Here is an 11,146-nt window from a genome sequence, read left to right on the forward strand (position 1 = left end):
GTTTCTTGCGCTCTAGCTCTTTAGGCTCAACTGGTCCACAAGAGCAACTCCTAAAAGGACCAGTCGAATGCGTTATGTAGACTTAAAACTAGCTTTGAAAGACTCGTTTAAAAATTTGATCAGTACGCTGCAAGTAGTGGAGCGGATCGAAGCAATTTTGTAGTGTGGAGCGGGATACACTTTGCAAGCGGGCGTCAACTAGCAAACATTCTAATAAGCTTGCTTGTTGTCCTCCTTGCAAATTACCCCACACCTGCATGGCGTTTTCCTGCACGATCGCATAACTTTGATCCTTGCTAAAGCCCAGTTTGGGCAATTCAAGCAAAACCCGCTGGGAGTAGACTAGCCCGCCCGTGCGCTCCAAATTTGCGCGCATATTCTCAGGATAAACTACCAAATCCTTGAGCAAATTTGTCAGGCGGTGCAACATAAAATCCGCCGTGATGAAAATATCGGGGAATACAAAGCGCTCCACCGAGCTATGACTAATATCTCTCTCATGCCAGAGAGCGACATTTTCCATCATGGGCATTACAAAGCCACGGATCACACGGCACAGCCCCGTGATGTTTTCACTCAAAACGGGGTTGCGCTTGTGGGGCATGGCAGAAGAGCCCCTCTGACCCACACCAAAAGCCTCTTCGGCTTCGTAAACCTCTGTGCGCTGGTAGTGGCGGATATTCACCGCGATTTTTTCACAACTGCTCGCTAGCACCGCCAAAGCATTGATAACCTTAGCGTGACGATCCCTTGAAATGACTTGATTGGTAATGGGCGCAGGTTTTAAACCTAGAATTTCACAGGTCTTTTCCTCTAATTCTAGGGGGATATGCGCCATGTTGCCCATCGCCCCACTAATCATCCCTACGCCCACTTCCTCTAAAACGCCTTGCAAAGAGTGCACATGCCTTTTGATTTCCTCAAACCACAACGCCCAAACCAGCCCAAAGCTCATCGGTTCGCCATGGATGCCGTGACTACGCCCAATGGTGAGGGTGTCTTTAAACTCATAGGCGCGCGCTTTTAGCACCTCTAAGAGTTCTTGTAAATCTTTTAAGATGATTCCTAGACTTTCTTTGAGTAAAAGAGCTAAAGCGGTGTCGATGCAATCGCTGGAGGTGATGCCATAGTGAAAGAAACGCTCGGCATCACCTAAAGTCTTGCTGACCGCTTGGATAAAGGCGATGACATCGTGTTTGGTGATTTGCTCAAAGGCATGGATATCTCCAAGTTGAAAGCTAGCCTGCTGGATGGTTTCACAAGTTTGAGCGTCTATGAGCCCTAAGGCATGCCAGCTTTTAGCGACCGCCTTTTCCACCCGTAGATAAGTTTCAAATTTATGCTGTTCGCTCCAAAGACGCGTCATCGCCTCGCGGGCGTAACGCTCTACCATTAAACTTTTGCCTCTTCTCTGCGTTGCAAATATTCCCAACGCGCATCGACATCTTTCTGAAGTGCCTCGATGATGTGCTCATTTTCCTTTTTAAAGAGGTGGGCGAAGCGTTTTTGGGGCCCCAGATAATCGCGCACGGGCAAGACATTACGCGGGCGGTAGGTGATTTTAAGCTCTTGTCCATGGAAAATCTCAAAGAGGGGGAAGATCAGACAATCCACCGCTAAATCAGTCATCTCAATGGCTAAAGAAGAATGGTATCGCCACTCTGTTGGGCAAGGACTAAGCGCGTTAATAAAGCAAGGTCCCTCCGTGTCTAGGGCGGTTTTGATCTTTTTATTCATGTCCTTCCACTTATTAGGAGCCAACTGGGCAGCATAGGGAATGCCATGGGCTGCCATGATCAAGGTTAAGTCTTTTTTACGCTCTTTTTTCCCAAAGCTCACTTTGCCTGCAGGTGTGGTGCTCGTGCTTGCTCCCATAGGCGTGCTCCCACTGCGCTGACCCCCCGTGTTGGCATAGTTTTCATTGTCTAAACAAATATAAGTCATGTCATGCCCGCGCTCCATACACCCGCTGATAAATTGGAAACCGATGTCATAACTCGCGCCATCACCTCCAAAAGCGACAAATTTAGGGCGTTGCCCCGTGTATTTGCCCTTGCGCGCCAAGGCCTTATACATGCTCTCCACCCCGCTAACCGCGGTTGAGCCGTTTTCAAAACCAATGTGAATCCAAGGCACATCCCATGAGGTGTGCGGATAAACGGCAGAACACACCTCTAAACAGCCAGTAGAATTGCCTAATACGATGGGTCCCTCTACAGCGTTGAGCACCTCTCTAACAATGATCCCATGCCCGCAGCCCGGGCAGAGTAGGTGTGAACCCTCGAATTTCTCGGCAGATTGACTGAAACTTTTGAGCGTTTTAACTTCTTTAACCATGCACTCTCCTTTAAAAATAAGACAATTCGGGTCCGTTGAGCCCAATAAACTGCTGGGTGGGGTGGCTCAAACTTCCTTTTTTAGCATCCTGAGCCAATGCCTCAAAGATACTATCTAGGTCTGCTTGGGTTAAATCCCGACCCCCCAGCCCATAAATATAATTACTCAGCACTGGACGCTTGGAACCGGGGGCTTGATACAAACTAGCGGCAATCTCATTGAAGAGTGCACCCATAGCTCCAGAAGGCGAACTGCGATCCATCACTGCCACCGCCTTAGCATTTTTGAGGGCGTTGGCTACTAGCTCAAAAGGGAAAGGGCGCAGTACATGCGTGGTTACTACACCCGCTTTGACGCCCTTTTCACGCGCTTTTTTAGCCGCGACAATGGCGGATTCCCAAGTTGTGCCCAGCGCAAAGATGATAACCTCGGCATCGCTGGCTTGGAAGGTTTCTACTAGGTGGTATTGCCTTCCGGTAATCTTGGCAAAATCGTTAAAAATGCCCTCTAAGATTGTGCTAGAGTGCATGATCGCATGGTGGAGTTTGGCCTTGTGTTCAAAATGCCACTCCTCCTCCGCCTGTGCGCCAAAGCTCACGGGTCTATCAAAATCTAATAAGGGGTGCACGCTCACATAATCGCCCACGAATTTGTAAGCAACAGCATCGCTCAAGGGGCGCACATTCTGCACGGTGTGCGAAGAGAGAAAGCCATCTTGATGCACCATTACGGGCACGCGCACCTCTTTGTGCTCGGCGAGTTTGAACGCCATGAGAGTAAAGTCGTAAACCTCCTGGGGGTTACAAGTGCACAGATTGATCCAGCCACTATCACGCCCCAAATACATATCTGAGTGATCGCAGTGGATATTCAAGGGAGCAGCTAGGGCGCGGTTGGCCACATTGAGCACAATGGGCAAGCGCATCCCAGAGGCTTGGTAAAGCACTTCTGCCATCAGCGCAAAGCCCTGCGAACTGGTGGCGGTGCTCACTCTACCCCCTGCAGCCGCTGCGCCTACGCACGCACTCATGGCTGCATGCTCAGACTCCACGAGCACAAACTCCCCTTCTACATAGTCATTATCCTTAAACGAGCCATAATTTTGAATGATGGGGGTGGAGGGGGTGATGGGGTAGGCGGCTACAACATCGACTTGTGCCTGCCTGAGCGCATGCGCACTGGCTGTGCACCCATCCCATGCCTCTACCTCGCTCAAATGATAACTAGAGCCCATTGTAACCCCCTTCTGTGCGGTAACTTTTCTTTTTAACGCCCTCAGCTTTTTGAGGCCATTTGGTAAGCGCCTCTTCTACAGGCTCTAGGTTATCAAACATCAGTAAGGATTTAGGGTTGGTGGGACACACATCTACGCACACTCCACAACCTTTGCAATGCTCGTAATCCACGCCACTCATCTTGCCCTCACGCGATAAAATAGAAGCATCAGGGCAGTAAACCCAGCAATTAAAGCAGTTGATACACACCTCCTTATTGTGCACGGGCTTTTCCACCCGCCAGTGGGAAACACTGGCAGTGAACGAGCTCTCTTTGGTGTAAGTACGCTCGTTGTTGTGTTTGCTGAGCTCATCTTGTCCTTGCTTTTCAAAGGGGAAAAGCACAGCCCCGATTTCAAATTCTTGCCAATTTTTCATGATGATCCTTTATTGCACTTGTGCATAAGCCTGATCGATAGCCATCATATTAGCATCGATCAAAGCCTGAGGCATTTTTTTACCCAACACCTCCTTAAAGGTGTTTTTAAAAAACTCCAGCTCTAACATGCCAGAGACCTTCATCAAAGCCCCTAACATGGGTGTGTTAGGAATGGGGCGTTTGATGGTGTCCATGGCGATTTTGATGCAATTTAAGGTGTAAACCTTTTTGCTAGCTAAATCGGGCTTTTTTTCAAACAATTCGTCCCTGCTCAGATGCGTGGTGATGATATAGGTCGTATCGGGTTTTTCATTTTCTGTAATGTCCGCGATGAAAGTTAAACCAGGGTCGATTACCAAGACATAATCGGGATTCATAAACTTTTCGTGGTTTAAAATAGGTTCAGAATCAATGCGGTTGTAGGCTGTCATGGCCGCACCTCTCTTGGCTGACCCATAGACTGCAAAACCTTGCACCTCCTTGCCCGTGGTGGTGAGCACATCAGCCAAGCCTTTTGCGCCCGTAACCGCACCCTGCCCGGCTCTAGCATGCCATCTAATTTCTAGCATTCCATTCTCCTTGTGGTATTATTATGTAGTGATTACCCACCTGTCCAAGACAAGTGGGTTTCTTGTGCTAAAGACCCACAGCTAAACGATGAGGAATCTCCACAAGCGTAACATCGGGCAATCCCTGCCCTAGTGGTAACATTACCATAAGCCCAGCGAAACCCGTTTTGATCGCCCAAGACGATCGAAGCCTCCGCTGGAAACAATTTAAATTGCGTGGGGATTATACAGGATTTTCAGTAAATCTTGAATATTTTGCGCAAAACATGAGAATTGCCGAGAGTGAATGGTTATTTTTTGCGGATATTGCGCATATGTTCGCCATAGTGTTGGCTGAACACATGCACGCCTTGTTGGTTTTTGACAAAGTAGAGAAAATTCGTTTGGGCAGGGAAGAGAGCCGCCTTAATAGCGCTGACACTCACACTCCCTACAGGAGCGGGAGGCAGCCCCTTGTGCTTATAGGTGTTATAGGAGCTTTCATCCTCTAAGATGCGCGTCCGTGTCACTTTTGTATGAGAATACCTGCCATAATTCAAACTCCCATCCATCTGCAAGAGCATGCCCTTTTTGAGGCGGTTGTAGATCACCCCGGCAATTAGAGGCATTTCTTTGGCATTGGCTGCCTCTTTTTGGACAATGGACGCGACGATCAAAGTTTTTTCCCATTCTTGAGGATCATAACGCCCCAGGAGCTGTTGACTGAGTTTTTGATAATAGCGGTCGGCATGTGTGGTGAGATAATCCATCAGCGTGGAAGCAGAGATTCCTAATGTAAAGCGGTAAGTATCAGGCACAATGCCGGCCTCTTGGTAGCGCGTTTTAGCTTGATAGGCTTTGTAAAGGTCCGTTTCTGACAAATTGAATGTAGTGGCCAAATCTTGAATGAAAAAGTAAAGGGTTTCTCCTGGGATGAGTGTTACATTTTTATAAACCTTTTTAGAAACACTCAGGGCATATAAGAAATCTCCCTTACTGATCTCTTGTTGGGCATTGATGGGAATGGAGATATAGCCACTTTTAGGTGTTTGCCACACCCCAAGGCCTCTCATTAAGCGCAGAATCCACAAATCAAGTGGGTTGAGATCGGCCTCCACATGGCGCATCATGTTGTGGAGTGAGCCGCTGGGAATGTAAAGCATGCTATAGGATTTTATGGGTATACTCAAGTAAAACAGCAATGAAAGCCCCATGATCAAAGCCATTTCTAAGAGGATGCTTCGTTTTATTTTTTTATGCGGAATCATTGGCGCACTATTATTGGGCGTATTTTTGATCTTGAAAAGTGGCATTCACATCTCTTCTCTGCACTTGGGGAAACTTCAAATCGATCGATTGTACCTAAAACTTGGTAATAAATTTGTGCTCCATATGGGCAAGCTGGATATTTCCGCCTTGTTGGTGCACAAACCCGATAAACCTCCCCCCCGTGTTGATGATATTATACAAGGGGTGCGCTATGGTCTGTTGGCATTATCTTATTTTCAAGAGATCAAAATCCAAGAAATTGTGTTCAATCCTGAGATTAAGGCGCATGTATTTTTTGATGGCAAAACTTATGATGTCAAATTGCCCACTATTGAAGCTAAATTTGCGCTGGAGAATGCCAAAGATTTACACCTCGATATTCTACATTTGACCTTAGCACCCTACCATGTCCGTGCCTTAGGGCAAGCAGATTACTCTAGCCGCACTAAACAGCTTAATTTCACTCTAGACCTATTTCCACTCAATGATCTGCCTAATTTAAGAAAATCTGAACTTCAAGTGCATGCTCAAGGTTTAAGCGATTTTAACACACTGATACTTACCCTAGATACTAATGAAATCCATCATTTAGACTTCCTCAAGCCCTATTTCCCCCAGGGCTCTCACCCGGTAGTGCAAGAATGGCTCTTTGAGAACATTGAGTTTTCCAGTGTGCGTGTACAGGAAGCCAAAGCTTTGTTAAATCTTAGAGATAAAAAGTTGCTCAAAAAATTGCTCGATCAGGTGAGTGCACAAGCCATTGTCAAAGATGCGCAGGTGCGCTTTCAGCCCACACTCTCCCCTATCTTTGCTAAAGAAGTAGCCCTAAGCCTTCAAGATCGAACCTTATCCATTGTGCCTACAAATATCCGCTATGAAACCATGCCCTTGGAACATTCCCGTGTGCAGATCAGCAATCTAGGCAATGGCTCTCATTTAAGTGCAGATATTAAGATAGCCCCAAGTTCCTCGTTCAAAAGTGCTAAAAAAATACTTCAAGCCTACAATATCGCTCTACCCATCGATAAATTCAATTCTCTTATCAGTGCAGATTTGCTTTTGAGTGTGCAGTTCATCCCCCATGCAAACGCCTTATTGTCCGTGCAAGGCGATGTTGTAGTGCATCAAGGCTCTTTTTTACTCTATAACTCCCCTCTTTCTGCTGAACAGACTACTATCGCTCTGGATATCACCCCCAAACACCATCAAATTTTGATCAACGCCACTCATGCGCGTTACTACAACATGGCCGATCTGGACGCCAATCTCACCTTAGATTTCACGCAGAAGCGCATTTTTGGTAACGCCAATGTATACAAACTCCAAATCAATACCAATAACGCCATCAATACTCAAACTTTCAATCCCCTGAGAAGCACGCTTAAAAATCCTCCCCATGCTCTTGACTTGGCGCGTCTTCCCAATCTCCTTGCGCAAAATAAACAAATCCTTGAAAAGAACATTCAAGCCTTTATCCACGCCCAGAATCAAGAAGTGTTCACGCAGGATGTGATCTACGCCACCTCAACCAATCTTCCTAACTTAGAATTCAGCCTGGACTTTTCACGCCCCCATGCCTTGAGTTTTAATTTAGGTAATTTGGATGTGGAGGGCAAGTTTGAAGCAGGTCTGTATTCTTTGCAAATCAAGGACTTGAGAAAATTATTCACTCTTTCCCCAATCTTGCGCCATTTTGGAATCAGAAAAGGTGCGCTCAATATCAGTACGCGCGACTTTGCACAAATCGAATTCTTCGGCACAATAGAACACCATCTTCCCCTCTACCGCCATGACGGTACACGCCTAAAAACGCTTACCTTTTTGGGCACCTTTAAACCTGATAGAATGGAAATTTTTACCCCAGATGGGGCGATTATGGGGCAGATCAAAGGGGGACAAAAGACTTTCTTTTTCAATGATATTAATTTCAACCTAGACGAATTCTTGGATTCGAAGATTCCCTTTGTACAAGAACTCCTAAGACCTAGTGAACACAAACCCACTAAGGCACAGATTCGTGATGAAAATACTTTTATTCGTGCTAAACAGCGTTACGAAAAACGCCACCACATCGTCCCCAATTCCATCATTCTCAGTGCTAAAAATATCACCATCATGTTTAAATCCTTCCCGCTTGCCTTGGACAATGCCCGTCTGGTGGTGCGTGATGGACGCGTGATGATCGATGGGTCTTACCACAATGCTATGCTCCGCGCAGACATTGCCCATGGAGATATTGTGCTTAAAGCCGATAATTTTAGCGGGGATTATCTCAATCTAGCACTCCAGAGTGTGCTGGCGCAAAACTTAGTAGGGGGTGGGCTTTATAGCTTGACGGGAGTTTATCGCGATCAGGTCTTCAATGGAGAATTGCGCATGCAAAACACCAGCATTAAAAATTTCAAAGTTCTGCAAAACATCGTCAATATCATTAATACCATTCCCTCCTTAATTGTCTTTAGAAACCCTCGCCTAGGTGCGCATGGTTATGAAATTGCCAAAGGGAGGGTAGTTTTTGGCTTGAGTTCTGAATATCTAGGGCTGGAACACATCCAACTTACAGGCACTACCCTAGATATAGATGGCAATGGCATTATCGAAATGTCTGGAAAAAAGAAGATTGATTTGTCCTTGGATATTTCTACAATCAAAGGTTTTAGCAATGTCATCAATAAGATTCCCATTCTAAACTACCTAATTTTGGGCAATAAGGGCAAAATCTCTACCCATGTACAGGTGGGCAAGACTCTCAACGACCCTTCCGTCAAAGTTACACTAGCCAAAGACATCGCACAAGCTCCTTTTAAGATTTTAAGGCGTATTTTTACCCCCATAGACATCATTGTCGAAGAAATTAAGAAAGGACTTGCTACCGATGACTCTGCTCGATTGCCAGAAAGACCAACGCTACACAATCCTTGAAATCAAAGGTTGCGACTCGTCGCTCAAAGATCGCCTCCTTTCCTTTGGGATTCATCCCGGAGTGGAATTCACCCTCCTGCAATGTTCACTGCGCCGCGCAACTTTTAGCATTGCCATTAACCAAGCGCAGGTAGCCCTGCGTTCCCACGAAGCAGAATTACTAACTGTGGCCCCCTGTGACTCTACAGACTAGAGCCCAGGAGATCAAGGCGCGCCTCTTGGCGCACTTTGAAAATCCTACCACAGAGCTAAACTACTCCAATGTTTACGAATTGCTAGTAGCCGTGATTCTCTCCGCCCAGTGCACTGACAAACGCGTCAATATGATCACCCCAGCCCTTTTTGCAGCCTACCCAACATTGCAGAGTTTAGCCAGCGCCTCCCTGGAGACGCTCAAAGGGTATATCCAGAGTATCTCCTACCCGAATAACAAAGCTAAACACCTAATTAATATGGCTCAAATGGTGTGCCAACGCTTTCATGGTGAGATTCCCAGCACTCAGGCAGAACTTAAAAGCCTCCCCGGAGTAGGGCAGAAAAGCGCAAATGTAGTGCTCTCCGTCTTTTTTGAGCAAAACTATTTAGCCGTGGACACCCATGTCTTCAGAGTAACCCACCGCCTAGGGCTTAGTAACGCAAAGACTCCCCTACAAACTGAACAAGAGATCAGTGCGCTTTTCCAAGAGGATTTAGCCCAGCTACACCATGCCTTTATCTTTCTGGGACGCACCCTTTGTAAAGCACGCAAACCTCGGTGCGCCGTGTGCTTTTTGGCAGATATTTGCGAAAATAAAAATATTGAGCTATAAAGTTAAATCCAATAAAATCTAGTATAATGCAGCTCATTATAAAAAGAGAAGAGCGATGGATTCACAAACAGGCAAAGATGTTCAAGGTGTCAATATCCAAACCAATCCAGCCCTCAGTGCACTCACACCTATCAATCCTAAGATCAAGAAGCAACCTATTCTCAACCCCAGGGAAATTGAGCTCACGACCTACTTAGAAGAACTCATAGAAGATTATAAGGGCCTGCTGGATATGGAAGTAACTTTCATGGCTGACTTAGGCGCAACTTCTATTCCTCTAGGGGAGGTTTTACGCTTCGAGCGCGGTTCTGTGATTGATCTGCAAAAGCCCGCGGGTGAGAGTGTGGATGTGTTTGTGAATGGACGCGTGATCGGTAAAGGTGAAGTGATGGTGTATGAAAAAAATCTTGCGATTCGCCTCAATGAGGTGCTCGATTCCAACGCCATCGTTTACTACATTGCCAAGGACATGTAGCTCTACTAGAATGTGGTTGCCTAATTTTAGATGGTTTGCATGCCTGTTGATAATAGTCTTGTGCACCCTCTGCTGTGCGCAAAACTCTTTGGAACACTTCCAAGCAGTCCCTCTTGAAAGTAAGCAAGGTGTCTCTGGCGTTGCCTTAGACTTACTCTTTAAAAGCCCCTTGAAGCAGACCCCCCAGATTGCCCCCAATCAAACCATCACACTTCAAAACATCGCCCCCTTTTCTCCTAAGGCAGAGCGCTTTCAAAGTGGCCCCCTCCAATCCCTAGAGATTTACCAACGCAATGACACCCTATTTGTTGTGCCTAAGAGCTCCTTGCTCATCGATGTACGCGCGAAACTTTCTGTTGATAAAACCTACTTGCGTTTAGAATTTTTTCCTCTCTTAAAGACGCTCGATTCTCTCTCTACACCCCCCGCACCCCAAGCGACTGCGTCTTCTGTTTCAACCAATTCTCCTCCTGCTCCTAAAAAGACAGAAGACTTATTACTATGGGACTATGCATGGAAAGTTTGCCTTGTCTTAGGTGTTTTACTCCTACTGCTATGGTGGCTCAAGCGACGCAACACACAGCAATTTTTATTTCCTAAAGTGGGTTTAGAGCCCAGTGTTACTTTCATCAAACCCCTGGATGCGACTCATAAACTTGTAACCGTGGAGGTGCGCAACCAGCTTTATTTGATCTTGCTCAACGCTAATCAAAGCGTGGTGTTGGACAAGATTACCTTGGATTTCTCGCTCAAGAAGGATTCGAACCGTCTCAAAGAGGATCTCATGGAAGAAACTAAGGAGCGCCTAAGACATTCTAAGTTGAAAGGCTCATATGTCTAGGGACTCCCTGCGTCGCAGACCAAATCCTCTGACCCTAGATAGAGAGCTGGCTGGTAGCCGTTCAACCAGAAATTTTTACATCTCTTTACTCCTCTCCTGCCTGATTCACCTGCTGGTCTGGTGGTTGGTGGACTATAGCCGTGAGTTTTTCAAAAAACCCAAATTAGTTAAGATTAATCCTAGTAACCTCTTGGTGCTAAAACGGGGGCGTTCCTTAGACCCCACTAAACACACCCAGGGAGCGATGAAGCCCTCCACGGCCGCGCCCAAAACCACCCCTCTACCCCCAGCC

General features: G+C 46.5%; 11 protein-coding genes and 1 pseudogene. 6 read left to right on the plus strand and 6 right to left on the minus strand.

From position 1 onward, the window contains the following. Positions 1-88 precede the first annotated feature (88 nt). From purB to mltG, 6 genes are all read right to left on the minus strand, one after another. Positions 89-1,393: an adenylosuccinate lyase gene (gene purB, locus C6H04_RS07620; RefSeq protein WP_104696233.1), complete on the minus strand. Its 1,305-nt coding sequence runs from the start codon at positions 1,391-1,393 to the stop codon at positions 89-91. Continuing rightward, positions 1,393-2,337 (minus strand): thiamine pyrophosphate-dependent enzyme, encoded by a 945-nt coding sequence (locus tag C6H04_RS07625; protein WP_104696234.1) that lies wholly within the window; start codon positions 2,335-2,337, stop codon positions 1,393-1,395. The genes purB and C6H04_RS07625 overlap by 1 nt, the downstream gene beginning before the upstream one ends. A gap of 10 nt (positions 2,338-2,347) precedes the next feature. Beyond that, entirely contained in the window at positions 2,348-3,571 is a 1,224-nt protein-coding gene (locus C6H04_RS07630) for a 2-oxoacid:ferredoxin oxidoreductase subunit alpha (RefSeq protein WP_104696235.1), read from the minus strand. Continuing rightward, complete coding sequence (locus C6H04_RS07635) at positions 3,561-3,989, minus strand: 4Fe-4S dicluster-binding protein (RefSeq protein ID WP_104696236.1); 429 nt, start codon at positions 3,987-3,989, stop codon at positions 3,561-3,563. The genes C6H04_RS07630 and C6H04_RS07635 overlap by 11 nt, the downstream gene beginning before the upstream one ends. Positions 3,990-3,998: 9 nt before the next feature. After that, positions 3,999-4,559, minus strand: coding sequence for a pyruvate flavodoxin oxidoreductase subunit gamma (locus tag C6H04_RS07640; RefSeq protein WP_104696237.1), 561 nt, complete (start codon positions 4,557-4,559; stop codon positions 3,999-4,001). A 290-nt stretch (positions 4,560-4,849) separates the two neighbouring features. Beyond that, positions 4,850-5,764 carry an endolytic transglycosylase MltG gene (mltG, locus tag C6H04_RS07645; RefSeq protein WP_233709801.1) on the minus strand — a complete coding sequence of 305 codons (915 nt, stop codon included), beginning with the start codon at positions 5,762-5,764 and terminating at the stop codon, positions 4,850-4,852. Between mltG and C6H04_RS07650 the strand changes: the two genes are divergently transcribed. The 6 genes and pseudogenes from C6H04_RS07650 to C6H04_RS07675 all read left to right on the plus strand — a co-directional run. Continuing rightward, positions 5,751-8,729, plus strand: a complete 2,979-nt coding sequence (locus tag C6H04_RS07650; protein ID WP_199767100.1) for a YhdP family protein — start codon at positions 5,751-5,753, stop codon at positions 8,727-8,729. The genes mltG and C6H04_RS07650 overlap by 14 nt on opposite strands. Beyond that, positions 8,683-8,922: a FeoA family protein gene (locus C6H04_RS07655; RefSeq protein ID WP_104696239.1), complete on the plus strand. Its 240-nt coding sequence runs from the start codon at positions 8,683-8,685 to the stop codon at positions 8,920-8,922. The genes C6H04_RS07650 and C6H04_RS07655 overlap by 47 nt, the downstream gene beginning before the upstream one ends. Beyond that, positions 8,906-9,538: an endonuclease III gene (gene nth, locus C6H04_RS07660; protein WP_104696240.1), complete on the plus strand. Its 633-nt coding sequence runs from the start codon at positions 8,906-8,908 to the stop codon at positions 9,536-9,538. Before C6H04_RS07655 ends, nth begins: the two co-directional genes overlap by 17 nt. Positions 9,539-9,593: 55 nt before the next feature. Next, entirely contained in the window at positions 9,594-10,013 is a 420-nt protein-coding gene (gene fliN, locus C6H04_RS07665; RefSeq protein WP_104732812.1) for a flagellar motor switch protein FliN, read from the plus strand. A 46-nt stretch (positions 10,014-10,059) separates the two neighbouring features. Then, entirely contained in the window at positions 10,060-10,854 is a 795-nt protein-coding gene (locus C6H04_RS07670) for a hypothetical protein (RefSeq protein ID WP_233710528.1), read from the plus strand. Further along, positions 10,847-11,146 (plus strand): annotated as a pseudogene (locus tag C6H04_RS07675) (siderophore-mediated iron transporter); the annotation flags it as partial. The gene C6H04_RS07670 and the pseudogene C6H04_RS07675, both read left to right, overlap by 8 nt.

The sequence above is a fragment of the Helicobacter salomonis genome, assembly GCF_900197775.1.
Classification (GTDB): Bacteria; Campylobacterota; Campylobacteria; order Campylobacterales; family Helicobacteraceae; genus Helicobacter; species Helicobacter salomonis.